This window comes from Flavobacterium sp. 22659 (genome assembly GCF_052044235.1).
GTDB classification, from domain to species: domain Bacteria; phylum Bacteroidota; class Bacteroidia; order Flavobacteriales; family Flavobacteriaceae; genus Flavobacterium; species Flavobacterium johnsoniae.
Window position 1 is genome coordinate 49,985 of record NZ_JBQEMU010000018.1, and the last position, 24,521, is coordinate 74,505.

General features: G+C 34.7%; 21 protein-coding genes. 8 read left to right on the forward strand and 13 right to left on the reverse strand.

Annotated features, from left to right (window positions below):
- The first annotated feature begins 68 nt into the window (after nt 1–68).
- Entirely contained in the window at nt 69–1,430 is a 1,362-nt protein-coding gene (locus ACTJIW_RS17095; protein WP_440716057.1) for a DEAD/DEAH box helicase, read from the forward strand.
- A gap of 176 nt (nt 1,431–1,606) precedes the next feature.
- Nucleotides 1,607–2,053 (forward strand): hypothetical protein, encoded by a 447-nt coding sequence (locus tag ACTJIW_RS17100; RefSeq protein WP_012024680.1) that lies wholly within the window; start codon nt 1,607–1,609, stop codon nt 2,051–2,053.
- A 177-nt stretch (nt 2,054–2,230) separates the two neighbouring features.
- Here the strand turns inward: ACTJIW_RS17100 and ACTJIW_RS17105 are convergent, their stop codons facing one another.
- From ACTJIW_RS17105 to ACTJIW_RS17120, 4 genes are all read right to left on the reverse strand, one after another.
- Entirely contained in the window at nt 2,231–2,809 is a 579-nt protein-coding gene (locus tag ACTJIW_RS17105) for a PhnA domain-containing protein (RefSeq protein ID WP_073409147.1), read from the reverse strand.
- Nucleotides 2,810–2,926: 117 nt separating this feature from the next.
- Nucleotides 2,927–3,385 carry a pantetheine-phosphate adenylyltransferase gene (coaD, locus tag ACTJIW_RS17110; protein WP_012024682.1) on the reverse strand — a complete coding sequence of 153 codons (459 nt, stop codon included), beginning with the start codon at nt 3,383–3,385 and terminating at the stop codon, nt 2,927–2,929.
- 91 nt (nt 3,386–3,476) lie between these two features.
- Nucleotides 3,477–4,169, reverse strand: coding sequence for a YetF domain-containing protein (locus tag ACTJIW_RS17115; RefSeq protein WP_121361642.1), 693 nt, complete (start codon nt 4,167–4,169; stop codon nt 3,477–3,479).
- 135 nt (nt 4,170–4,304) lie between these two features.
- The gene (locus tag ACTJIW_RS17120; RefSeq protein WP_035648366.1) at nt 4,305–5,276 is read right to left on the reverse strand and encodes a D-alanine--D-alanine ligase; all 972 of its coding nucleotides are present in this window, start codon (nt 5,274–5,276) and stop codon (nt 4,305–4,307) included.
- 231 nt (nt 5,277–5,507) lie between these two features.
- Here ACTJIW_RS17120 and ACTJIW_RS17125 point away from each other — a divergent pair, with 231 nt between their 5' ends.
- Both ACTJIW_RS17125 and ACTJIW_RS17130 read left to right on the forward strand, forming a co-directional pair.
- On the forward strand, nt 5,508–6,125 hold the full coding sequence (locus ACTJIW_RS17125; protein WP_073409149.1) for a PASTA domain-containing protein: 618 nt from the start codon (nt 5,508–5,510) through the stop codon (nt 6,123–6,125).
- Nucleotides 6,115–7,158, forward strand: a complete 1,044-nt coding sequence (locus tag ACTJIW_RS17130; protein WP_274253061.1) for an RluA family pseudouridine synthase — start codon at nt 6,115–6,117, stop codon at nt 7,156–7,158. Before ACTJIW_RS17125 ends, ACTJIW_RS17130 begins: the two co-directional genes overlap by 11 nt.
- Nucleotides 7,159–7,332: 174 nt before the next feature.
- On the opposite strand, the gene ACTJIW_RS17135 is transcribed toward ACTJIW_RS17130, so the two are convergent.
- The 7 genes from ACTJIW_RS17135 to ACTJIW_RS17165 form a co-directional block, all read right to left on the reverse strand.
- Nucleotides 7,333–7,944 carry a family 16 glycoside hydrolase gene (locus ACTJIW_RS17135; protein ID WP_440716056.1) on the reverse strand — a complete coding sequence of 204 codons (612 nt, stop codon included), beginning with the start codon at nt 7,942–7,944 and terminating at the stop codon, nt 7,333–7,335.
- Nucleotides 7,945–7,950: 6 nt separating this feature from the next.
- Nucleotides 7,951–9,192, reverse strand: a complete 1,242-nt coding sequence (locus ACTJIW_RS17140; protein WP_440716055.1) for an ATP-binding cassette domain-containing protein — start codon at nt 9,190–9,192, stop codon at nt 7,951–7,953.
- Between the two features lie 186 nt (nt 9,193–9,378).
- Nucleotides 9,379–10,227: a sulfurtransferase gene (locus ACTJIW_RS17145; protein ID WP_440716054.1), complete on the reverse strand. Its 849-nt coding sequence runs from the start codon at nt 10,225–10,227 to the stop codon at nt 9,379–9,381.
- Between the two features lies 1 nt (nt 10,228).
- Nucleotides 10,229–11,086: a ThuA domain-containing protein gene (locus ACTJIW_RS17150; RefSeq protein WP_440716053.1), complete on the reverse strand. Its 858-nt coding sequence runs from the start codon at nt 11,084–11,086 to the stop codon at nt 10,229–10,231.
- 8 nt (nt 11,087–11,094) lie between these two features.
- Nucleotides 11,095–11,484 carry a DUF1398 domain-containing protein gene (locus ACTJIW_RS17155; protein WP_274253066.1) on the reverse strand — a complete coding sequence of 130 codons (390 nt, stop codon included), beginning with the start codon at nt 11,482–11,484 and terminating at the stop codon, nt 11,095–11,097.
- 65 nt (nt 11,485–11,549) lie between these two features.
- Nucleotides 11,550–12,542 carry an alpha/beta fold hydrolase gene (locus ACTJIW_RS17160; protein WP_440716052.1) on the reverse strand — a complete coding sequence of 331 codons (993 nt, stop codon included), beginning with the start codon at nt 12,540–12,542 and terminating at the stop codon, nt 11,550–11,552.
- A 95-nt stretch (nt 12,543–12,637) separates the two neighbouring features.
- Nucleotides 12,638–13,474: a mechanosensitive ion channel family protein gene (locus ACTJIW_RS17165; protein WP_440716051.1), complete on the reverse strand. Its 837-nt coding sequence runs from the start codon at nt 13,472–13,474 to the stop codon at nt 12,638–12,640.
- 336 nt (nt 13,475–13,810) lie between these two features.
- Between ACTJIW_RS17165 and ACTJIW_RS17170 the strand changes: the two genes are divergently transcribed.
- Nucleotides 13,811–16,810, forward strand: coding sequence for a LamG-like jellyroll fold domain-containing protein (locus tag ACTJIW_RS17170; RefSeq protein WP_440716050.1), 3,000 nt, complete (start codon nt 13,811–13,813; stop codon nt 16,808–16,810).
- A 73-nt stretch (nt 16,811–16,883) separates the two neighbouring features.
- Here the strand turns inward: ACTJIW_RS17170 and ACTJIW_RS17175 are convergent, their stop codons facing one another.
- Together ACTJIW_RS17175 and ACTJIW_RS17180 are read right to left on the reverse strand one after the other, a co-directional pair.
- Nucleotides 16,884–17,321, reverse strand: coding sequence for an acyl-CoA thioesterase (locus ACTJIW_RS17175; RefSeq protein ID WP_073409155.1), 438 nt, complete (start codon nt 17,319–17,321; stop codon nt 16,884–16,886).
- A 100-nt stretch (nt 17,322–17,421) separates the two neighbouring features.
- On the reverse strand, nt 17,422–18,693 hold the full coding sequence (locus ACTJIW_RS17180) for a Na+/H+ antiporter (protein ID WP_440716049.1): 1,272 nt from the start codon (nt 18,691–18,693) through the stop codon (nt 17,422–17,424).
- A 360-nt stretch (nt 18,694–19,053) separates the two neighbouring features.
- Between ACTJIW_RS17180 and dnaK the strand changes: the two genes are divergently transcribed.
- The 3 genes from dnaK to pta all read left to right on the forward strand — a co-directional run bounded on the left by dnaK (nt 19,054) and on the right by pta (nt 24,378).
- Nucleotides 19,054–20,937 (forward strand): molecular chaperone DnaK, encoded by a 1,884-nt coding sequence (gene dnaK, locus ACTJIW_RS17185; RefSeq protein WP_012024697.1) that lies wholly within the window; start codon nt 19,054–19,056, stop codon nt 20,935–20,937.
- 206 nt (nt 20,938–21,143) lie between these two features.
- Nucleotides 21,144–22,217, forward strand: coding sequence for a magnesium/cobalt transporter CorA (corA, locus tag ACTJIW_RS17190; protein ID WP_073409159.1), 1,074 nt, complete (start codon nt 21,144–21,146; stop codon nt 22,215–22,217).
- A 67-nt stretch (nt 22,218–22,284) separates the two neighbouring features.
- Nucleotides 22,285–24,378 (forward strand): phosphate acetyltransferase, encoded by a 2,094-nt coding sequence (gene pta, locus ACTJIW_RS17195; protein WP_012025510.1) that lies wholly within the window; start codon nt 22,285–22,287, stop codon nt 24,376–24,378.
- Nucleotides 24,379–24,521 lie beyond the last annotated feature (143 nt).

Genomic DNA, 24,521 nt, shown 5'->3' on the forward strand with positions numbered 1-24,521 from the left:
GGTTAAAAATAAACTTGAAACCTGAAACAAGAAAAACTTGAAACAACTTTTTTGACTACTTTTGCAAAATGAATAAAAATCACCATTCCAACAATATACTTTCGAATTTAGGGATTCAGAGCCTGAACGAAATGCAGGAAACTGCTCAGGATGTAATTCTAAACGATAATAACGTTTTACTGCTTTCGCCAACGGGATCAGGAAAAACGCTGGCATTTTTGCTTCCGGTTTTAGAATTATTACAGCCTGAAATTCTTTCGGTTCAATGTTTAATTTTGGTTCCGTCGCGCGAATTGGGACTTCAGATTGAACAGGTTTGGAAGAAAATGGGAACGCAGTACAAAGTAAACATTTGCTATGGCGGACACTCTATTGATACTGAAATCAAAAATTTAAGCAATCCTCCGGCAGTTTTAATTGGAACGCCTGGAAGAATTGCCGATCATATTGACAGAGAAACTTTTAGAACCGATAAAATTCAGACTTTAATTTTAGATGAGTTTGATAAATCTTTGCAGTTAGGGTTTCACGAGCAGATGTCTTTTATTATTGGCAGATTACCAAAAGTTAATAAACGAGTTTTGGTTTCGGCAACTTCTGATATTGAAATTCCAAAATATACACGAGTGGTAAACCCGACAGTTTTGGATTTTATTCCGGAAGAAGAGGAGAAAGCAAATCTTTCTATGAAAATGATTGTTTCGCCAGGTAAAGATAAATTAGAAAGCTTGTTTAATTTAATCTGCTCTTTAAAATCAGAGTCGGCTATTATTTTCTGCAATCATCGTGATGCTGCAGAACGCATCAGCGACACTTTAAACGAAAAAGGCATTTATGCTACTTATTATCACGGCGGAATGGATCAGGACGAACGTGAGCGCGCTTTGATTCAGTTTAGAAACGGAAGCATCAGCTATCTCATTACAACAGATCTTGCTGCACGCGGACTGGATATTCCTGAAATGAAGCATGTTATTCATTATCATTTACCTTTAAAAGAAGACGAGTTTACGCATCGTAACGGACGTACAGCACGTATGCAGGCAACAGGAACGGCTTATATTATTGTTCACGAAAGTGAGAAAAAACTAGATTATATCGATTATGATATGCAGGTTTTAGATGTTAAAAATATAACGTCGCTGCCTAAACCTCCGCAATTTCAAACTATATACATTAGCGGCGGTAAAAAGACAAAATTGAATAAGTTTGATATCGTAGGTTTCTTTTCTCAAAAAGGGAAATTAGAAAAAGACGATTTAGGACTTATCGAAGTAAAAGATTTTGTTTCGTTTGCAGCAGTAAAATTCGGTAAGGTAAAAGATCTGCTGAAAGCGGTAAAAGATGAAAAAATGAAGGGTAAAAAATTTAAAATTGAAGTTGCCCGCAACGTTATAAAGAAAGAAGAAGATAAAAATAAGAAATTTTAGCCTTTTTGAGATAGCTGTACAGAGTTATGGTTTGGTTTATGTGCTTGTAAATCAGTTTTTTATAATTTACTGAAGAAGATTAACAATTTTGTGTTAAAAAAATAATGATTTGATAGGTGTTTTTTCAATATTTCTGTGTTTTTTTGTTGCAGTAAAATTGTAACCCCAAATTCACTATGAAAAAGATTATTACCATTGCCATTTTGTTCTTTAGTTTTGTTTCGTTTGCGCAAATTAAAGTTATTGAAACAGTTCCTGTAGAAAAATTAGGAAAAGTAAATAATAACTACATTCAGAAAATTGGAGACGAATATACAGTGTATTACACTAGTATTTTAAACGATGATGATTCTTCACCTTTAAGAAAATTTAGTTTCAAAAATGTTAATAATGATTATACTAATCTTTACAACATTATCGTAGGTGGTTTTACAGCTGCTCCGTTATATGACATTAAATTAGAATTGCCAAACAACTACATCTGGTTACACTACACAGGAAACGTTGTTCCAGACAAAGCTACAGTTCAGTTCATGGTTTCCAGCAAAGACAGAGATTCTGCTACAAACAGCGTTTCTGAGCCATTCGTAAAAGATCAAATCAATAAATTATTCCAAAAATAATTCTTTTTTAGGTTCAAAGCCTCAGAGAAACAAAGGGACAAAGTTTTTTTTAACATATCTCTTATTAGTATAAAAAAAAGCTGCTCATATTGAGCAGCTTTTTTTATTTTAGGTAAAGGTTCAGAGGTTTAATTTCAATTTAAAACTTTGAACCTTTGTTACTTTGTCTCTCAAAAACTATATCTTTTTCACATACTGCGTAATAATCACAATCTGCTGTCCATCAACTTTTCCTTCGATGTATTCAGCGTTTTCGTGGTCTAAACGAATATTACGAACAGCAGTTCCTTGTTTGGCAACCATGCTTGATCCTTTTACTTTTAGATCTTTAATTAAAACTACGGAATCTCCGTGTTGTAAAACCACGCCGTTACTGTCGCGGTGAACCAGTTTATTTTCGTCATCTTCTCCTTCTCCTGTAGCTTTTGCCCATTCAAGAGTATCTTCGTCTAAATACATCATATCAAGCAATTCCTGAGGCCATCCTGCAGCACGTAAACGGCTCAACATTCTCCAGGCTGTAACCTGAACCGGAATATTTTCGTTCCACATACTGTCATTAAGACATCTCCAGTGATTTAAATCGACATTGTCAGGGTTTTCAATTTGGTCAATACAGGTGTTACAGGCAAATACAGCTTCATCAATGCCTCCTTTTTTAGTTGGAAGTACTTGATAAACTTTTAAATTTTCTTCAGCGCCGCAAAGCTCACATTTAGATCCGCTTCGTTTGCTTAATTCTCTTTCGATACTCATTGTTTGGTGTTTATTTTAAAAATGCGAAATTACTTATAATTTGCTTCGCTGGCAAATTTATGCTTTTGATTGTTGTATATGTGATTGCTTCGTGTCTCGCAATGACTTTTAGAGTGTTTATTTCTTAACCCGAACCGCATCCGGAACCAGCATTTCATATTCGCCTCCATGACGCAATACATCGCGCACAATGCTCGAACTGATAAAAGAGGTACTTGCAGCTGTCAATAAGAAAACTGTTTCTATTTTAGAAAGTTTTCTGTTGGTATGTGCAATTGCTTTTTCAAATTCGAAATCGGCTGGGTTGCGCAGACCTCTTAAAATGAAATGAGCTTTTTGCTTTTTAGCCAAATCAATGGTTAAACCTTCATAAGTTATTACCGAAACTTTTGGTTCGTCTTTAAAAGTTTCTTCAATAAAGCGTTTTCTTTCTTCTAATGAAAACATGTATTTTTTTTCGGCGTTTACACCAATAGCAATTACAATTTCATCAAATAAAGGGATTCCTCTTTTGATAATATCTTCGTGTCCAAGTGTAATAGGATCAAACGATCCTGGAAATATGGCTTTTCTCATTTTTTTTTGAGGTTCTAAGGTTCTGAGATTCTAAGTTGCTGTCCCGATAGTTATCGGATTAAGCTTTGCTTTTGGAATTTGGATTTTTATTTTAGGTTATTCTAAGAGTTTTGATTGCCGGAACCCATTCGTCTTTATGGCAGATTTCGCAGCTTGCGGTTCCTTTTTTTACTTCTTCTGTATGACCGCAGAAAGTGCAGGCATAAATTCCGTCAGTTGCAATTATTTTACTTTTTTCATTAAATAAACCGGGTAAAATAGGCAGTCCGTGTTTCACTTCTTTATCTTCATAGAAAAACACACTTATTTCACCGCTTGGTTCTATAAAAGCATGTTTTACCTGTCCTAAATGTTCGATTGATTTTACGCGGAGTTCAGAGAAAAATTCGTCCTGAGCCAGCGTTTCTTTTTTAAAACTCGATACAGAAAACTTACCGTCGTTGATTAAGCATTCGGTTTTGCCTTCTATAAACTCTTCAAATTTTTTGCTCTTTCCCGTAAGCCATGTTACAGAACGATAAAGGGTAATAATTACCAAAAAAACAATTGCCGCAGGCACGATTCCAACATCTTCATAAAACATTGGGTCGCCCGCAGCAGAACCTAATGCAATGATGATTACAGTTTCGAAAATCGATAATTGTTTTACGCCTCGTTTGCCGGCTAGTTTTAGCGTTAACAGTAAAATAGTGAACATTACCGCCGAACGAAATATTACTTCCAGAAGAAAAACCTCTGGCAGTTCATTAAAAAAGAGTCTATTCCATTCGAAGATTTCTTTCATTTTTTTTAAGGTGCTAAGGTTCTAAGCTGCTAAGATTCTAAGGTTTTGATTTTACTTTGTAAGTCTGATATTTATAGGTTTAAAAAATAAGGTGCTAAGATCTTATAACCTTAGCACCTTAGTATCTTAGCACCTTTATGCAAGCGCTAATTCAATAGCATTTGTAAATAAATCTTCCAGAGAAATTCCGGCTGCTTTTGCTTGCTGCGGAATCAAACTTTCGGTTGTTAAACCCGGAATAGTGTTCATTTCAAGCATATACGGTTCGTTGTCTACAATGATGAATTCGCTTCGTGAGAATCCTTTCATTTTTAAAACTTCGTAAGCACGTTTTGCAGTTTCTCCCACTTTTTGAGTCAGCTCGTCTGAGATTCTTGCTGGTGTGATTTCTTGTGATTTTCCTTCATATTTTGCCTCGTAATCAAAGAAATCATTGTCTGAAACAATTTCTGTAATTGGCAATACTTTGATTTCGCCTTTGTAATTGATTACGCCGACAGAAACTTCAGTTCCGTCAAGGAAACTTTCGATGATGATTTCGTTATCTTCTTTATATGCAACTTCAATTGCAATTGGAAGTTCGGCCTCAGATTTTACTTTAGAAATTCCGAAACTAGAACCCGCTTTGTTTGGTTTTACGAAACACGGAAGTCCAACTTTTTTAACGATTTCGGCAGTATTGATTTCGTCGCCTTTGTTTAAGTAATAAGAAATTGCCGTTTTGATTCCGTATGGTTTTAAAACCGATAATAAATCTCTTTTATTAAATGTTAATGCCGATTGGTAATAATCGCATGAAGACTGCGGTAATCCAATTAATTCAAAATAAGCCTGCATTAATCCATCTTCGCCCGGAGTTCCGTGAATGGCATTGAAAACGCAGTCAAAAGTAATTTTTTCACCGTTTACCGTTACAGAAAAATCGTTTCTGTCAATTGGAAATTCGGCGTCATTTGCGTCTACATAAACCCATTTCTCTTTAAAGATATGAATTCGGAATCCGTTGTATTTTGTTTTGTCAAGATATTGGTACACAACGTTTCCGCTGATAAGCGAAATTTTGTATTCGCTTGAATATCCGCCCATGATGATGGCAATGTTTTTCATTGACTTTTATTTATTTGTTTAATCGTTAATTTGTTTATTTTTTCTGCGCATTACACAAATCGCCGCAAATTGTTTTTTTTCAATCGGTTTATATCTGTGTCATCTGTGTGCCAATTACATTGAGCGCTCTCTAAGCTTGCGTTCCTGAAAAAGACTTTCCTGTTTTAAACAAAATTATCATTTTTTTTGAAATGAAATACTTTATCTTTGCGTTCATCTAAAAATAAATTTATGAGTTTACGTAAGTATTTAACCAGCCGTGTGTTTTTTTTACAAGTGTTAGGTGCAGCTGCTATTATTGCTGTTTTAGGATATTTGTTTATGCATTGGCTGACGTTTACAACTGATCACGGACACGAAATTGCGGTTCCGAATCTGTCCAGATTAACTGAAGAACAAGTTGAACAAAAACTAGACGAACTGGACTTAGATTATGTGCTTTTGGATAGTGTTGATTACAGAAGTGAATATCCGAAATTTAGTGTTGTAGAGCAGGACCCGCTGCCGGGAACTAAAGTAAAAGTAGGAAGAAAAATATACATTAAAATTAATTCGTCTGGATTCTCATCTGTTAAGATTCCTGATTTAATTGAAAAAACATATCGTGAAGCGGTTCCAACTTTAAAAGCTTTAGGACTTGAACCGGGAACTATTACGTATATTCCAAATCTTGGAAAAGATATGGTTCTTGAAATGCGTTACAAAGGCAGAAATTTAAAAGTAGGAGACCGTGTATTGAAAGCATCTAAAATTGATTTGGTTTTAGGTGACGGAAAAGCGAGTTATGTAGATGACAGCCAGGCAGACAGTACGACAGTGCCTGTAGAAACCCCACAAGATGAACAATAATATTGAAGAAAATTTAGATCTGGAAGACGAATTATTTGAGCATTACAGATTTGAAGTCCCAAAAGGTCAGGCGTTTTTGCGTATTGACAAATATTTAATGTATTTGATTCCAAATGCCACACGAAATAAAATTCAGAATGCGGCAACAGACGGAAATATTTTTGTAAATGATATTCCGGTAAAATCAAATTACAAAGTAAAACCTTTTGATGTGATAACGATTATGTTGTCGCATCCGCCATTTGAAAATCATATTCTTCCAGAAGATATTCCGTTGAATATTGTATATGAAGATGATGCTCTTTTGCTGATTAATAAAGAGCCGGGAATGGTTGTGCATCCTGGTCACGGAAATTATACAGGAACTCTTGTAAATGCTTTGGCGCATCATTTTGATAATCTGCCAATGAACAGCAGTGAACGTCCTGGTCTGGTTCACAGAATTGATAAAGATACTTCTGGACTTTTGGTTGTGGCCAAAACCGAAGCAGCAATGACGCATTTGGCAAAACAATTTGAAGCCAAAACAACGGAACGTGAATATATTGCCCTTGTTTGGGGAAATGTTGTAGCAGACAGCGGTACAATTGAAGGAAATCTTGCCAGACATTTAAAAGACCGCATGCAGATGGCAGTTTTCGCTGATCCTGAGATTGGAAAACCTGCTATTACGCATTATAAAGTTTTGGAACGTTTTGGTTACGTAACTTTGATTTCCTGCAAATTAGAAACGGGTAGAACACACCAGATTCGCGCGCACATGAAACATATCGGGCATCCTTTATTTAATGATGAACGTTACGGCGGTCATTTGATTTTGAAAGGAACCACGTTTACAAAGTACAAACAGTTTATTGAAAATTGTTTTAAAGCATTACCGCGTCAGGCACTGCATGCTAAAACACTTGGATTCGTTCATCCAAATACGGGAGAATTAATGCGTTTTGATACAGAACTGCCTCAGGATTTTCAGGATTGTATTGAAAAATGGCGCACGTATGTGAAGTCACATAATACAGAAGATGATAATTAGATAATTAGATAATTTGTCAATTAGAAAATTAGAAAATTTCTTAATATTAAAAAAGCTCCCGATTGGGAGCTTTTTTTGTTTTTTACCATTAAGAATTAAGTTAGTTAAGTATACTTAATTAAACGAAATACCTTAATTACCTTAATGTCTTAATGGTAAACCTAAACTATTTTTTTACAGCATTTTAATGCTTAAATCAATTATTTTGACTTCGCCGTTGGTAAGGAAACCCAGTTTTCCTTTTTGACTTAAATTGCTTTTTTCAAGAGAATATTCCAGTGTTGTTTTGTTATCTACAGAAAAAAACAACTGATTATTTTGTACTTTAATTTTTATCGTATACCATTTGTTATTCTGTAATTCCAGATTTTTTTTAAACAATGTTGGTCCGCCACGTTTGCCGTATTCGTCACTGTTTTTGTGGTAAACGCCTTTTCCTATTACAATGTTTTGATCAATTTGATAAAGATAGGTTCTAATGTAATTTTCTTTATCTGAGTTTAACATGACTTCAAACAAAGATTCTTTGGTCATATTGACTTTAAAATTAATCTCATAATTTTTTGGAAGCTGTTTTTTAGACATCACAACACCCCAATGAGACGGGCCTCCGTTACCGATTAAAGTATCGTTTTTGCGAATCCATTCGTTTGAATTGATGCTCCAGTTTGATTTTAATTCTCCAGAATCTGAAAGCTTATATTCTTTCTTTACTGTTGAAATTGTGCCGGAACATGAAAACAGTAAAAACTGCAGGATCAATATTCCAATTATTTTGAGTTTCATTATGTTTTAATTTAATTCTGAATGGTATTTTATGTTACCAATTGATCCTGTTGGTGCTGGCAAAAGTTCAAATACCGAAGTAGGAGCGAGACCTTGTTCTATTCTGTGAGAAACATATAAAATCGTAACCTTTGTCTGCTGCTTTATGGTATTGATAAGCTGAATTACCAAATCGACATTTTCGTCGTCTAAACCTTCTACAGGTTCGTCCAGAATTAATAAAGGCGGATGTTTTAAAACGGCACGAACAATTAAGGCAACTCTTTGCTGTCCCAGTGTTAAATCTATAAAACGTTTTTTTCTTAAATGACTCATTTCAATTACCTCAAGCCATTGCGAAACTATATTTTGTTGATGTGTTGTAGGCTCAGTGTAAAGCCCGATTTGATCGAAAAATCCAGAAAGAATCATTTGCTCCACAGTGTGGCCTTTTTGAAATAAATCCATCATAGAAGTTGTATAAATTCCGATTTGCTTTTTAATATCCCAGACACTTTCTCCTGTGCCTTTTTTTCTTCCAAACAAATACAAATTCTGTCCAAATCCTTTTGGATTATCTCCTGTAATTAAGGATAAAATTGTGCTTTTTCCTGAACCATTCGGGCCGATTAACTGCCAGAATTCACCTTGTTTTATAGTCCACGAAATATTGTCTATAATTTTTCTTTCATCATAACTAACTGAAACATTTTCCAGTTTTATTAATACACTTTCGTGAAAAGAATGCGGTTCAATCGCTTTTGGAATTGCCGTTGTATTTAAGGTTTTAAAATGATTTTCTGCTTTTGAAATTGGGTGAAACTCAAAAGTATTATCTTTAATTAGTGCTTTATTAGGTACAAATTCAAGAACATCAACCACACGGTTTAAAAGCTGAATTATGGCAATATCGTGGGTTAAATCTTTTAAAGAATCGGCTAAAATTACTCTCGAAGCCTGATCTAGATGATCAAAAGGATTATCAAAAATGATAAAATCCGGTTTTTGATTGATGCAGTATTTTAAAAATTCTTTTTTGCGTTCTCCAGATGAAAAAGTGCGTAACTGCCTGTGCGATTCCGGAGAAGCTTCTACACTGTCGTATTGGTATTCTTTTTCAATGAATTTTTCGATTGCGATATCAGAGAACAAAATCCCTTTTTGATTATTAAAAACGGTTAATTCTCCTTTTGCTTCGCCGTTAAGTATGCTGTCTATAAAAGCTTTTTTATTTACCTGATTAGATAAAAGTATATCCCAGTGCTGCATTTTTGTATTTTCTATTTTTTAAACTGTTTTAAGCATTTGTAACACATAGTAACATAGCTTTTTGAAACTTAAATAAAGGCGTTTCACTTGCATTAACAAACATAGTTTGCTATGTGTTAGAAGCGTGCTTCTTTTTATGCTCTTTTATACACAATAAAAATCTATGTGTGTTATAAAAAGAGATTATTATTTTTCCTTAGTTGCCATTTCGCGGTCATTTCTGGACCATTCGCTCCATGAACCTACATAAAGTTTCGGAATTTCAATTCCGGCATAATCCATTGCTAAAAGCGTATGACAGGCCGTAACACCTGAACCGCAATGTACGATTATATTTTCGGATAGTTTATTTTCTAAAACAGAGTTGTATTTTTCGGCTAAAATTTCTGCTGGTTTAAAAAGACCGTTTTCATCCAGGTTTTCACTAAACGGAACATTTACAGCTCCAGGAATATGTCCGGCGATTAAATCTAAAGGTTCTGTAAGTCCGTCAAAACGATTTTTATCTCTCACATCGATTACGATATTCTCGCTGTTGTTTCGAACTTTTTCTACTTCTTCAATATCGGCGGTTTTTAATTTCCATTCTGAAACGGGATATTTTTCGGCCGCTTCAAAAGTTTCAATTTCTGTACTCACAGGAAAACCCGCTTTTACAGCTTCTTGTAAACCTCCATTTACAACCTGAACTTTTTCGTGTCCTGCAGCTCTCAGCATCCACCAGAATCTTGAAGCTGCGTTTGAACCGTTTTTATCATCGTAAATTATAATATGAGAAGAAGGTGAAATGCCAAGCTTAGAAAGTACATCAGAAAATTTAGAAAAAGACGGCAGCGGATGTCTTCCGCCATTTGCCGGATCTTCAACTGCTGCTAAATCTTTATTTAAATCAACATAACGAGCACCTTTTAAATGCTCTTTATTATAGTTTTCTTCGGCATTAATTCCTGCTCTGGCATCGATTAAAATGATTTCTGACGGATTTAATTTTAATAATTCGTCTGTATTGATGATAGAAGAAAGTTTTACAGCCATTTTATTTAATTTTTTTAGAATTTCCCAGCCAAAGCAATTCATTAAGAATTAATTGGTTTTGTATTTTATTATCAAAAGTGTACGAAAGTGTTTTATTGGTTTTGCCTTCGTAATCAATATCATTATGCCCCATATTTACATAGAACATTTTATATTTTGTATTGGTCCAAACTACAGGAAAATAGCCGCTGTGCCAGATTTCGTGTGCTTTTGGCCCGGTTCCTAAAGGAAAACTGCTTTCGTCTATTGCCAAAAGAATTTTTATATCCGGATTTTTGGTTAAATCATTGCTCCATCTGTACCATTCGTTTGGTGCCGAAGTAAAAGTTTTAGGAAGGTTTTTAGTTGCCGGATGCTGGTTTTCGACTCTTAAAACCGCCGATGTTGGTTTCCATGTATTACTTCCATATTCGCCGGAACCCAAAAATGTATTGTGATACCAATCCCAATTTTGCGGATAACTTGAATCTTTTAAAGCAAAGGCAGAAAAATGGAATCCGATAAATCCGCCGCCATTTTCCATATATTTTTGAAAAGCTTCACGCTGTTCCGGAGCTTCGGGTCTTGTATCTAAAAACAGAACAACCTGATAATTTGCTAAAAATCTTGCATTTAAATTATTCCAATTGCTTGTAGAATCGTAAACAAAATGATTTTCCTGAGCAATTTTTGGAAACCACTTATTGGCTTCATGCACAAAACTTACATGTGCCTGATCGTTTTTGGCAGTGTAAAAAGCAATTACCTTAAACTTCGTTTTTTCTTTTTTATGTTGAGAAAATCCTGTAAAACAAACTAAAAAAAGCATCAAAAAGATACTTTTTTTAGCAGTTGAATAAATTGAATTAAAATTTGTCATTTTAGAATTTATTCTGGAATTTTCTCGATTAAAATTTCATTTTCAGCACTGTCAAAATACGTGCAGGTCATTTCGATAATATCTACCCTCCATTTTGCAATACCGCATTGTCCTGCATGATTACAGAAAGTTAAGTAATCAGTTTCGCCCTGCTGATGTTTTACAAGAAATTCAATAAAAAGCTCTTTATTGACTGTTGCAGCAATTGAAATAGGATTATATTTTTCGTCAGATGTAACGATATAGCCATTTACGCCATAATATTCAACGTGTCCGTCATTCACAAAAGTGTCATAACCTTTTACACCCAGAATAATTAAATCTTGTATATAATTTGGAAAATCAGCACCGCTTTTTACTTTAGAATGTGCTTCTTTGATTTGGTCGATTGTAAACATATTATTTTAATTTTTAGATTAGTTGTATATAGGTTTTCAGTGCAATTTCTTTGCAGCGAAAAAATTTATTGTTTCAAAAATACGATTAATGGTTTTATAAATTGATCGAAAGATTCAATGTGAGGTAAATGTCCTGTGTTGGGAATTTCCACTAATTTCGAATTGGGAATTGCTTTTTGAGTTTTTTTGCCCAGTTCAGCATAGTTTCCCATTGTTTTTCTCACTTCCTCAGAAACTAATGGTTTTCCAATTGCGGTTTTATCTCTTGTTCCGATGATTAAAAGCGTTGGACTTTTGATGTTTTTAAATTCGTATAAAACAGGCTGCGTAAAAATCATATCATACATCAAAGCCGAATTCCAGGCTACTTTATTGTAATCCGGAGCTGTCGTCCAGCCGGCGCCGAGTTCTGCCCATTTTTGGTAATCAGCATTCCATTTTCCGTCATAATAATTTTCCATTTGGTATTTTTTGATGCCTTCGTAATTTTGCTTTAATTCAGATTCATACCACCAATCGACTGGTTTATATGGAACGACAAGTTTCCAGTCTTCAAGACCAATTGGGTTTTCGAGAACTAATTTTTCGGCTGTTTCAGGATACATCAAAGTAAATCTTGCGGCTAACATTCCGCCCATAGAATGGCCTAAAATGGTAGTTTTTGCAATGCCTAAATGATCGAGTAATTTTTTAGTGTTTTCTGCAAACTGCTGAAATGTATATTGAAAATTATCCGGTTTTGATGATTTTCCAAAACCAATCTGATCCGGAACAATAACACGAAAACCTTCTTTTGTAAGTGCTTTTATTGTAGTTTCCCAATAAGCACCGTTAAAGTTTTTTCCGTGAAAAAGAACGATGTTTTTATTGTTGTAATTATCGGGTTTTATATCCATATACGCCATTTTTAAATTTTGACGCTGCAGGTTTAATTCAAGAAACTGAACCGGAAATGGATAATCGTAATTTGTTAAATTTATGTCTAACGATTTTATTTTTTCTTTCTGAGAGATAGAAAACAGCGGTAACAAAAGTATTAATGCCTGAATAATTTTCATTTTGACGCTTTTTTTGGGTTAAGAATTATAAAATTACGTCATGCATTTTTAAAAGCAAGAATTTAAATCTTAAAATTATCAGAAAAAATGTGAATCTACTTTTTAAGCGTTACAACTCGCTGCGGATATGGAATATCGATTCCTGCTTCATCAAAACGTTTTTTGATACTTTGCAGTAAATCACAGTACATCACAAAACCATCTGTAGAATTTTTTGCCCAGGCCCACGCTTTTAAAGTTACGCTCGAATCTGCCAGAGCCACAACTCTTGCTGTTACCAAAGATGTTTTTGCTTTTTTATTTTCGGCAGTTCTGGTATCAATAAAAAGCGGATGTCTGGCAATTTCATCTTGCATTATTTCAAGGGCTTTTTCAACATCAGATTCGTAACCAATTCCTATTTCGATTATTTTACAGCATTTGGTGTCATGCATATTGGTATTTACAATAATTTGAGCGCTGATAACAGAGTTTGGAATTATAATTCGGTTGTTTTCGGCATCTTTTAAAACGACTTGCCTTAGGTTGATATCTTCTACAGTACCTACAAAATTGTTGATCGTGATTTTATCGTTAATTCTAAAAGGTTTAAAGATTACCAAAAAAATACCGCTCACAATATTACTCAAAGCCTGCTGCGAAGCCAGACCGGCAACTAAGGAAATAACTCCGGCACCCGCTAAAAATGAATGCCCAATGATTTTAAATTCTGGAATTTGAATTAAAGCAAAAGCAAAACCCAGAATATAAATTACAGTTATAATTAAATGCTTTAAGAACTTAAATCCCGTGGCATCATATTCTTTATTAGTTAGTTTTCGGTATAAAAAATAACGTAACAATTTGTCTGTTACTGCTCCCAGAATAATGGTTGTAATGGCGATTATAAAAATAATGATGCCTATTCTAAAGTCTTTTGCAAAGTCGAACATACCTTTTTACTATTTTAAATTGATGCTTAACAAAGTTATTGTTATTAGAGAAAATACGCAGTATCAAAGTAATAATTTTAAGATTGAAATAACTCAATTGAGCTAGACTGCCTAAAATTATTTATAATCTTTATTGTGTTAAAAATATGATTTAAATTTAAAAAAGCATCTGCGAGCTTCAGTTACATTATTTGAATTTAAATGAAATTTCTATTTCAGTTTTAATAATGTAAAATATTGATAATTAGAATTGTAAAACAGGATTGAACAGGACAGTCTCATTTGGTCTAATGGCTAATTTGGTTATAACTATTTAACCATTATAACCAAATCACTATGAGAAAAACTACCTCAAGTTTTAAGCTTATGCTTAAAATTTTTATGAATTGCTGGCTGATTGTATCTGCTGGAAATGTAAAAGCCCAGACTCTGGCATTTCCGGAAGCAACGGGTTTCGGCCGATTTACAACCGGAGCGCGCGGTGCTGCAAATCCGCAGATTTATTTAGTAACCAATTTAAATGACAGCGGTCCGGGCTCATTTCGCGATGCTGTGAGTCAGGAAGGAAGATTCGTGATTTTTAAAGTGGGCGGTATCGTAAACCTCCAGACTCAGGTTGTGGTTGCCGCTAATACCACAATTGCCGGTCAAACGGCAACAGGCGAAGGAATTGTATTTTTAGGCCCAAGAGTAACCTTTACGGGAGCGAGTAATACAATTGCCCGATATCTTCGTATTCGATACGGCGGAACGGCTCAAAATCAAGATGCATCCGGATTGGCAAACGGCGCCAATATGATTTTTGATCACATGACTTTTACCTGGGGAACCGATGAAGTTTTTTCAATTAACTGGGATAACAAAGGTTTAAGTCCGGATAATATTACGATTCAAAATTCGATCATAGGGCAGGGACTGCATCGACATAATCATTCGGCAGGAGGATTGATTCAGCCTTCAGGCGGAAAAATAAGTTTAATAGGCAATTTATACATCTGTAATAAAACCCGAAACAACAAAATTAAGGGGATTAATGAGTTCGTAAACAATGTAGTTTACAATTGGGGAAATTACGGAAACACCTACGGACACACAGAGTCTGGCGATGCTTATATTATGGGCGGCGATTCTGCCGGAAGTTCAGATGCAAATATTATCAATAATTATTTCATTGGTGGTCCTAATACAAGCAATACCGTTTCTACGCCTTTTAATCGCGGAAATGATAATTTCTCGTTGTACGGATCTGGAAATTATTTTGATAATAATAAAGACGGAGTACTGAATGGAACTCTGGTTCCGGCAGATTTAACAGGATACCCAACAGGAAATGCCTCGACCATTCTTTCTGCGCCGTATGATTATCCAATGAAAAACACCACTTTAACGGCTCAGGATGCTTATAATAAAATTGTTTCGAGTGTTGGAGCGTCATATCCAAGAAGAGATCAGGTTGACAATTTGATGATTTCTGATTTGATGTCTAAAGGAACAACAGCAGCGTATGTGTATGTACAGACAGATTTAACAACGCAATTCGGTTTTACAAACGGAGGCGCAGGACATGTTTACGGCGCGCCGTCACCTTTAGATTCAGATAATGACGGAATGCCGGATGCTTGGGAAGATGCTAACGGATTGGATAAAAATAATAGTGCCGATGCTTTGGCTGTAAGTACATCGCATTCGCCGTATTTTAATATTGAAGTTTACATTAACGGTTTAACGAATGTAACTCCGCCAGATTTTATTATTCCGCCTTCAAATGTCAATTTTACTAATGTGGTTTCGACTGAAATTCCGCCATTGAGTTCGTTTACTATAAATTGGAATGATAATGCAGGAAACGAAACCAATTATGTTTTAGAACGTTCTTTAAACGAAACTGATTTTACGGTTTTAAGTACTTTAGGAGCAAATGTAACGACTTACAATGAAGTAAATTTAGTACCGAATACGCAGTATTTTTATCGTGTAAAAGCAATAAATGCGACAGAATCATCCGTTTATACTCAAGTTGTTTCTGTAACCACACCGCCAATTCCGTCGGCGCCAGCCAAAGTAACAAATCCAACGCCCGTTAGCGCTGTTTCGAATGTAGAATTATCAAACGGTAATTTGACTTTAAAGTGGAGCGGAAGTTCTAATACCACAACATATTCTGTTTATTTTGGAACAAATATTTCAAGCCTGAATAAGCTGGCAGATGTGCCGTATTCGGCCAGCCCATCGTATCAGGTTACAGGTTTAAATTCGGCTGTAAATTATTATTGGAGAGTAGATGCGGTAAATGCTAAAGGAACAGCAACAGGCGATGTTTGGAGTTTTAGCGCCTTAACGCCAAGTCTTGTTGGTCATTGGCCGTTTAAGGAAGCTGCACTTCAGGGAGAAGAAATTGCAGATATTTCGAGTTATGCCAATCATGGAATTTTAGATCCTGATTTTGATAATGCAAATGTAAGAGTAGCAGGAAAAGCCAATAATGCGATCAATTTTTCGACTTCTGCCAATAACAAATCGATGGTAAATATTCCAAATCAGGATTATTTATTGTTTGATAAAAACTCGTTTACAGTTTCATTTTGGATGAAAGCCTCACCAGCTTTACTGCCAAGTTCTTCTGCCACGAGTATTTATGTTTTGTGCAAAGGTTCTTTTACCAAAAACACAACAACAGGTGCTACGGGAAGAAGATATAATGTTGAAATTAAAGGCGGGCTTTTGCGTTTTGCAATTGATGATGATAAAACGAAAAAAGAAGTAACTACGGCTGCAGCCAAATATTTTACAGACGAATGGGTGAATGTTGTGATTATGAGAGATATTCCGGCGCATAAAATCAGGATTTATACAAACGGTGTTTTTTCTGCCGAATTGGATGAAACAGCCGTAACCGGAATTTCTGAAGAAACGGATTTGATTATTGGAAATATCGGCGAAATTGAGTTAACATCGGGAACGGCTTCAGCGCCCTACAAAGGACAATTTGATGAATTACAGATTTTTAATTATCCTCTAAATCCCACAGAAGTTGCGGCCTTGTTTACACAGGATTTTTTAAGCACAAATAAATTTAATCAGGGAAAAAGTATCGTAAAAGTATATCCAAATCCGGTGAAAGATCAAATATTTATTACTGTTCCGGATCATACATTTGCATCGGCAACCGCTTCATTAAGTGATATTACAGGAAAAACGATTATTAAAGAAAAAATCATTTCTGATGAAAACGGAGTTTTTACTTTGAATGTTGGAAATAGAAAAATAACCGGACTTTATATTTTGAATATTTCGGGAGAAAATTTCAGCAGTAATTTTAAAGTTTTAGCCGAATAAACAGCAGAAAAAAATCCAAAAACATAACTCTAAATTATGTTTTTGGATTTTATATTTTGATACTTTTTATAACTTAAAGTCCAACAAAATCATCGCTTTTTGGAAAAATACTTAAAGCCTGAATCGCGATTTCAGGAGTTGGAGAAGCCAGTTTTCTTAGTTTTGTGTCCATCCATGCTCCATCGACAGTAATGGTGGCGCAAAGTGTGTCGTCTTCTCTTCTAAACTCATGAATAATTGACCAGCGGGAAGCATCGGCCTTCATTTTTGATGTTTTAGTATGAATGAAAATTTTGTCTGAAAGTTTTAATTCTTTTCTAAAAACACATTCTTCTCTAAATAAAACCGGTCCAAAACCCTGCGTTTGCATTACTTTTAAAGTTAATCCTAATTCTTCAAGGATTTCAATACGATGTTGTGCGCCAAAATCGTAATAAGCGCTGTGGCGAACGTGAAAATTGGGATCAAGATCTGACCAGCGAAAAGATATTTCTTTTATAAATGATGCCATTTTGTAGTTGTAATTTTAATGAGAATCGAAATTACGAATAAAAAATAAACGAATAGCATGAAATTACTATGCATGCATATTTTTTTTCTTTCTAACTTTTCTAAGATTCTATTTGTTCTGGTTTAGAGTTTAATTTTTTAACAATAAACGGAAGTGTAAGTCCCTGCCCAATAAGCGTAAAAAGCACTACGGCGACAGAAATAAAGATAATCGCATTACGTTCAGGAAACGGATTTCCGTCTTCAAGAAACCTTGGAAGCCCAATGGCAATGGCAAGTGATACAATACCGCGCATTCCTGACCATCCTAAAATTATACTGTTCTTAAAGTCTAAAAGAGCATCTTCACTGATTTTTCTTCTTCCTTTTCGATTTTTTTGAAACGCTTTTTGAAGATTAATTTTTTGAAGAAATATCCTTACGAATCGTATCAATAAGGCAACGATGGTTATAATGAATGCGTAGCCAATATAAGGCAATATCATATCATCGTCAATGTCTTTTAATACATATCTAAAATTAAGTCCAATCAGGATAAAGATTAATCCGTTTAATAAAAAGATGATAATATCCCATAAACTTCGGGAACTGTTCTTTAAACTTTCAGGGAATATTTTTTTGCTGAAACGCGCAATTGCCAACCCGGAAATAACCACGGCAATAACTCCGGAAACATGTAAATGCTCTGCAATTAAATAAGTTACAAAAGGCATTAAAAGCATGAAACTAATCGTGACATTTGAATTTTTGTGGACTTTTTTCAAAATAACTGCCAGAATTTTTGACATTACAAATCCTACCAGAAAACCTCCTCCTAATAATAAAATAAACTGCAGTGCTGCCTGCCAGATTATAAAAGCAGATCCCAGTACGGCTGCAACAGCAAATCTGTAAGCTACTAATGCCGAAGCATCATTTATCAAACTTTCGCCTTCGAGAATGGTAATGGTTTTATGAGATATTCCTAAGCCTTTTGTGATACTTACGGCGGCAACGGCATCGGTTGCAGAAAGAATAGCGCCGAGTACAAACGCAAGAGGCCAGGTTATATTAGGAATCATATAATGAGCCACAACAGCAATCCAGAATGTAGTGAGAAAAACTAAAGTTATGGCTAGTGTGCTTATCGTATTGATATTGGTTTTGAAATCTTTAGGTGAGATATTAAATGATGCATCATATAATAATGGAGGCAGAAACAATAAAAAAATAATTTCAGGATTGATTTCAATTTCGGTCATCGTTGGAATAAAACCAATGGCAATTCCCACAATTACTAAAAGAATAGGGTAGGGAAGTTTTGCTTTATCAGCAAAGGCAGATAGTCCGATAACAATGGCAAGTATAAATATAATGATGCTGTAATTTTCCATTTTTTAGATTTAGAAAAATGCTAATGTAATTAATTTCGGTATTTAATTAAAAATATTCTGATTTGATAAATGTAAAAATTCTAATGAAAATTATTGACTTAGCCCCGATAGAAGCGGCATCCTTTTATGGCGGTGTTCGCCATAAAAGATACAGCAGAGAGCGGGAAACAGCTCCTGAATAATGACATGGAAATTAGTATTATGCCACGAATGTCAGTCTTGAAAAATGTCATGTTGTCAGATGATTATTAATGTGTCAATACCAAAACTGACATTTTACTTTGGTTTTTTATATTGGCACAAAGATTGACTTATGCCACCTGAGTTATAAAAAATAAATCAAAATTAAATATATAAAAAATGGGTAAAATAATCGGAATTGACTTAGGTACGACGAACTCTTGTGTTTCTGTAATGGAAGGTAACGAAGCAGTTGTTATCCCTAATGCAGAAGGAAAAAGAACGACTCCATCTATCATCGCTTTTGTTGAAGGTGGCGAAATTAAAGTAGGGGATCCTGCAAAAAGACAAGCAGTAACGAATCCTACAAAAACGATTGCTTCTATTAAACGTTTTATGGGACACACTTTTGCTGAAACTCAAGATGAGGCAAAAAGAGTTCCTTACAGTGTTGTAAAAGGTGACAACAATACACCTCGTGTGGATATTGACGGTCGTTTATACACTGCTCAAGAATTGTCTGCAATGACACTTCAAAAAATGAAAAAAACTGCTGAAGACTATTTAGGTCAAACAGTAACTGAGGCAGTTATTACAGTTCCTGCTTACTTTAACGATGCTCAGCGTCAGGCTACAAAAGAAGCTGGTGAAATCGCTGGTCTTAAAGTTATGCGTATCATCAACGAGCCAACTGCTGCTGCACTTGCTTACGGATTAGATAAAAAAGGAAATGATCAAAAAATTGCTGTTTACGATTTAGGTGGAGGTACTTTTGATATCTCTGTTCTTGAATTAGGAGACGGTGTATTTGAAGTATTATCTACAAATGGTGATACTCACTTAGGTGGTGATGATTTTGACCAGGTTATTATTGACTGGTTAGCTGACGAATTCAAAACTGAAGAAGGTATTGATTTACGTTTAGATCCAATGTCATTACAGCGTTTAAAAGAAGCTGCTGAGAAAGCTAAGATTGAATTATCATCTTCTGCTGAAACAGAAATCAACTTACCATACGTAACTGCTACTGCTTCTGGACCAAAACACTTAGTGAAAAAATTATCTAGAGCTAAATTTGAGCAATTATCTGATACTTTAGTAAAACGTTCTATGGAGCCAGTTGCTAAAGCATTAAAAGATGCAGGTTTATCTACATCTGATATCGACGAAGTAATCCTTGTTGGAGGTTCTACTCGTATGCCAAGAATCGCTGACGAAGTTGAAAAATTCTTCGGTAAAAAAGCATCTAAAGGTGTTAACCCTGATGAGGTTGTTGCAATTGGAGCTGCTATTCAAGGTGGAGTTTTATCTGGAGATGTAAAAGATGTATTGTTACTTGACGTAACACCTCTTTCTTTAGGTATCGAAACTATGGGGGGTGTATTGACTAAATTAATCGAGTCTAACACAACTATCCCAACTAAAAAATCTCAAGTATTCTCTACTGCTGCTGATTCTCAACCATCTGTTGAAATCCACGTATTACAAGGAGAAAGAGCAATGGCTGCTGATAACAAAACTATCGGTCGTTTCCACTTAGACGGTATCCCGCCAGCACCAAGAGGAGTTCCTCAAATCGAAGTAACTTTCGATATTGATGCTAATGGTATCATCAAAGTTTCTGCAACTGACAAAGGAACTGGAAAATCTCACGATATCCGTATCGAAGCTTCTTCTGGTTTAACAGCTGAAGAAATCGAAAAAATGAAAAAAGACGCTGAAGCTAACGCTGATGCTGACAGAATTGCAAAAGAAAGAGCTGAGAAATTGAACGAAGCTGATAGTACTATCTTCCAAACTGAATCTCAATTGAAAGAATTAGGAGATAAATTAACAGACGATCAAAAAACAGCTATTGAATATGCTTTAACTGAATTGAGAATGGCTCACCAATCTCAAGATCTTGATGCAATCCAAAAAGGATTAGACAATGTAAATGCAGCTTGGAAAACAGCTACAGAAGCAATGTACGCTCAAGGTGGTGACCAAGGTCAACAAGCTGCTCCACAACAAGAGCAGTCAGGAGACAACGTTGAAGACGTTGAATTTGAAGAAGTAAAATAATTACTAGTATTAAATAATTAGTACAAAGTATTAAGATAGAAAACCGAGTCAGAAATGACTCGGTTTTTTTGTTTAACTTAATATAAAAGTAGTAAAAAGATTACTTTTTAAATCACCCCATTTTTTAAATCTTTCTGAGCAAACTGACAATTGTCATTTCTCATTCAGATTCTTTTTCGTAATATTACTATTGTAAATTTTTTTGAATGAGAAAGATCAAATACAAAAAGGGACGCAAGCTGCAGCATATTACATTAGAGTATACAGGCTCGCATAAAGAGCATGAAACCGAAATGCAGCTTTTCGTATATGATGATGCAGATGTTATTGAATATGATAAGTTTACGGTTTTAGCTTTGAATTCTTGTTTTGACTACACTAAAAATAATTGGTTAAATGTTCATGGTTTAAATGATATTAACTTACTTAAAACAATTGGCACGCATTTTAAGTTTGATGATTTTCTTTTAGCCGATATTTTAAACACAACCAAAAGAACCAAGTTAGAAGAACAGCAAAACGTTTTATTTTTCAATATAAAATCGCTCCTGCCTTCTGAATATTCAGATAATATAAGCGTTGAACAGATTAGTTTTATTCTGAAAGAAGGAATACTAATTTCGTTTCAGGAAAAACGAAGCGATTTCTTTACCCATATACGCGAACGACTTCGTACACATGCAGGAATTGTGAGAACAAAAAAAGTAGATTATCTCTTGTATTTACTTTTAGATGCCGTTATGGAAAACTTCTATATTACACTCGAAGATGAAGAAGACAAAATAGAAGAATTAATCAATTTGACTAAAAAAGATGCAAAGCCCGTTATTTTAGAAAAAATTGAAAATCACCGTGATAATTTAAACTTCTTAAAGCGTTCTATAATTCCACTTAGAGATTCATTGTATTATCTCAAAACGATTAAAGACGATGATGAAAACAACGGCTTAATTCAAAGAGAAACATTTAATTTCTTTGTCAGGCTGCATCAAAAGAGTTTAGAACTTTTAGAACAGATAGAATCGGATATGAGCGCATTGGAAAGTGCTTCTAATTTTTATTTTTCGGAACAAAGCCGAAAAATGAATGAAATTATGAAAACACTGACTATAATTTCAGCCATATTTATTCCGCTGACCTTTATTGTTGGAGTGTACGGAATGAACTTTGAAAACATGCCCGAACTCAAAACCCAAAACGGCTATTTTGTGGTCATGGGAATCATGTTTTTATTGGTAATAGCCCTAATCGTTTATTTCAAAAAACGACGTTGGTTTTAACGTTTGTTACAACTGTTGAACGATTTGATTTGTGTAAATTTGTTATTTAGAATAAATATAAATAATTATGAGTAAAGCAATATATATAGCCACTAGTGATTACAACAGTGGTAAATCAATTATCACACTCGGCTTAATGAGTATCTTGATTGGTAAAACGGCTAAAGTGGGTTATTTTAGGCCTATAATAGAAGATTTTGTTGATGGTGAGGTTGACAATCATATCGAAACCGTTTTGTCTTATTTTAACCTTGATATTGATTTTGAAGATGCTTATGCAATTACAAAAAGCAAATTGATCAAAAAGAAAAACAAAGGAAAAATAGGCGAGGTTCTGGATCTTATTATTGAAAAATACAAAAAACTCGAAGAACGTTTTGATTTTGTTTTGGTTGAGGGAACGAGTTTTACAGGCGAAGGAACTTCGATCGAATTGGATTTAAATGTTTTAATTGCTAAGAATCTGGGAATTCCAACCATAATTGTAGGTTCAGGAGTTGGTAAAACTTTAGAAGAACTTTTAGACAGTTTGTACTTAGTTTATGATTCTTTCAAAGTAAAAGAAGTAGAAGTCCTGTCAGTGTTTGCAAATAAAGTACAGCCGGAAAATATTGAATTGGTTACAAAAAGTCTGCAGAAGACTTTGCCTTCAAATGTTTTAATCAATACAATTCCGCTTATTTCGAGTTTGAATAACCCAACCATGCAGGAAATTGTAAACGAATTGAACGCCAAAGTTTTGTTTGGAGAGAACTATCTGAATAATGAAATTGGACATTACAGTGTTGGGGCAATGCAGCTTCATAATTATCTGGTTCATTTACACGATAATGCTCTCGTGATTACTCCGGGAGACCGTTCTGATATTATTTTAGGAGCTTTACAAGCCAATGAATCGGCTAATTATCCCACTATTTCGGGAATTATCTTAACCGGAAATATTGTTCCTGAGGAAAGTATTTTAAAACTTATTGAAGGACTTTCTGCAATTGTTCCTATTATTGCCGTTGATGGCGGTACTTATCATATTACAAATAAAATAGGATCGATTAAATCTGAGATTTATGCCAACAACACACATAAAATTGAAACCTCAATAACTACTTTTGAGAAATACGTTAATAACGACGCTTTATCCGAAAGATTAATCACTTTCCAGGCAGAAGGCATGACGCCGAAAATGTTTCAATACAATATGGTTAAAAGGGCTAAACAGCATAGAAAACATATTGTACTGCCAGAAGGAAATGATGACAGAATTATTACGGCTGCATCAAGATTGTTAGATATGGATGTGGTCGATATTTCGATTATTGGAGATAAAAAACAAATTGAAAACAAAGTTGTAGAACTAGGCATCACTTTAGATTTTTCAAAAGTAAACATCATCAACCCAATAGAATCTGAAATGTATGAAGATTATGCTAATACTTATTACGAGCTTAGAAAAGCTAAAAACGTAAGTATTACAATGGCAAGGGATTTAATGGAAGACGTTTCGTATTTTGGAACCATGATGGTTTATAAAGGCCATGCAGACGGAATGGTTTCGGGTGCAGCACATACCACACAGCATACCATTTTACCGGCATTGCAATTCATTAAAACCAAACCAAATTCATCTGTAGTTTCTTCAGTATTTTTTATGTGTTTAGAAGACCGTGTTTCTGTTTTTGGAGATTGTGCCATCAATCCAAACCCAACAGCCGAACAATTGGCAGAAATAGCTATTTCTTCGGCAGAATCAAGTTTAGCTTTTGGTATTGAACCAAAAATAGCTATGCTTTCATATTCTTCCGGTTCATCTGGAAAAGGAGATGAGGTAGACAAAGTAAGGACAGCTACAGCAATTGTAAAAGAAAAAAGACCAGATTTAAAAATCGAAGGTCCAATTCAGTACGATGCAGCAGTTGATTTAAGTGTTGGAAAAAGTAAAATGCCGGATTCAGAAGTGGCAGGACAAGCAAGCGTATTGATTTTTCCTGATTTAAATACCGGAAACAATACCTACAAAGCTGTTCAAAGAGAAACTGGAGCTTTAGCAATTGGACCAATGTTACAAGGCTTGAATAAACCTGTAAATGACTTAAGCCGAGGCTGTACAGTTGATGATATCATTAATACAGTCGTAATTACAGCGATTCAGGCACAGGGAATGTAAATAATTGTGAATTGTTAATGATAAATTATAAATTATACTTTGCTTTGAAAATTGCATTTATTTCAATTTGAATTCGTGATACAAAATATTAAAAATAAAAAGTTTTGAGTCTTTTTAGAAAACTCAGCACCTTAGAAACTTAG

What these genes read in the sequence shown, in the direction of transcription:
- ACTJIW_RS17115 (WP_121361642.1), bottom strand. Translation starts at nt 4,169, where the DNA reads ATGAAAGAAATCTTCGAATGGAATAGACTCTTTTTTAATGAACTGCCA.
- ACTJIW_RS17160 (WP_440716052.1), bottom strand. Translation starts at nt 12,542, where the DNA reads ATGAAAATTATTCAGGCATTAATACTTTTGTTACCGCTGTTTTCTATC.
- ACTJIW_RS17120 (WP_035648366.1), bottom strand. Translation starts at nt 5,276, where the DNA reads ATGAAAAACATTGCCATCATCATGGGCGGATATTCAAGCGAATACAAA.
- pta (WP_012025510.1), top strand. Translation starts at nt 22,285, where the DNA reads ATGAGTAAAGCAATATATATAGCCACTAGTGATTACAACAGTGGTAAA.
- ACTJIW_RS17180 (WP_440716049.1), bottom strand. Translation starts at nt 18,693, where the DNA reads ATGGAAAATTACAGCATCATTATATTTATACTTGCCATTGTTATCGGA.
- ACTJIW_RS17125 (WP_073409149.1), top strand. Translation starts at nt 5,508, where the DNA reads ATGAGTTTACGTAAGTATTTAACCAGCCGTGTGTTTTTTTTACAAGTG.
- ACTJIW_RS17105 (WP_073409147.1), bottom strand. Translation starts at nt 2,809, where the DNA reads ATGAGTATCGAAAGAGAATTAAGCAAACGAAGCGGATCTAAATGTGAG.
- ACTJIW_RS17140 (WP_440716055.1), bottom strand. Translation starts at nt 9,192, where the DNA reads ATGCAGCACTGGGATATACTTTTATCTAATCAGGTAAATAAAAAAGCT.
- dnaK (WP_012024697.1), top strand. Translation starts at nt 19,054, where the DNA reads ATGGGTAAAATAATCGGAATTGACTTAGGTACGACGAACTCTTGTGTT.
- ACTJIW_RS17155 (WP_274253066.1), bottom strand. Translation starts at nt 11,484, where the DNA reads ATGTTTACAATCGACCAAATCAAAGAAGCACATTCTAAAGTAAAAAGC.
- ACTJIW_RS17165 (WP_440716051.1), bottom strand. Translation starts at nt 13,474, where the DNA reads ATGTTCGACTTTGCAAAAGACTTTAGAATAGGCATCATTATTTTTATA.
- ACTJIW_RS17095 (WP_440716057.1), top strand. Translation starts at nt 69, where the DNA reads ATGAATAAAAATCACCATTCCAACAATATACTTTCGAATTTAGGGATT.
- ACTJIW_RS17130 (WP_274253061.1), top strand. Translation starts at nt 6,115, where the DNA reads ATGAACAATAATATTGAAGAAAATTTAGATCTGGAAGACGAATTATTT.
- ACTJIW_RS17170 (WP_440716050.1), top strand. Translation starts at nt 13,811, where the DNA reads ATGAGAAAAACTACCTCAAGTTTTAAGCTTATGCTTAAAATTTTTATG.
- corA (WP_073409159.1), top strand. Translation starts at nt 21,144, where the DNA reads ATGAGAAAGATCAAATACAAAAAGGGACGCAAGCTGCAGCATATTACA.
- ACTJIW_RS17100 (WP_012024680.1), top strand. Translation starts at nt 1,607, where the DNA reads ATGAAAAAGATTATTACCATTGCCATTTTGTTCTTTAGTTTTGTTTCG.
- ACTJIW_RS17150 (WP_440716053.1), bottom strand. Translation starts at nt 11,086, where the DNA reads ATGACAAATTTTAATTCAATTTATTCAACTGCTAAAAAAAGTATCTTT.
- ACTJIW_RS17145 (WP_440716054.1), bottom strand. Translation starts at nt 10,227, where the DNA reads ATGGCTGTAAAACTTTCTTCTATCATCAATACAGACGAATTATTAAAA.
- coaD (WP_012024682.1), bottom strand. Translation starts at nt 3,385, where the DNA reads ATGAGAAAAGCCATATTTCCAGGATCGTTTGATCCTATTACACTTGGA.
- ACTJIW_RS17135 (WP_440716056.1), bottom strand. Translation starts at nt 7,944, where the DNA reads ATGAAACTCAAAATAATTGGAATATTGATCCTGCAGTTTTTACTGTTT.
- ACTJIW_RS17175 (WP_073409155.1), bottom strand. Translation starts at nt 17,321, where the DNA reads ATGGCATCATTTATAAAAGAAATATCTTTTCGCTGGTCAGATCTTGAT.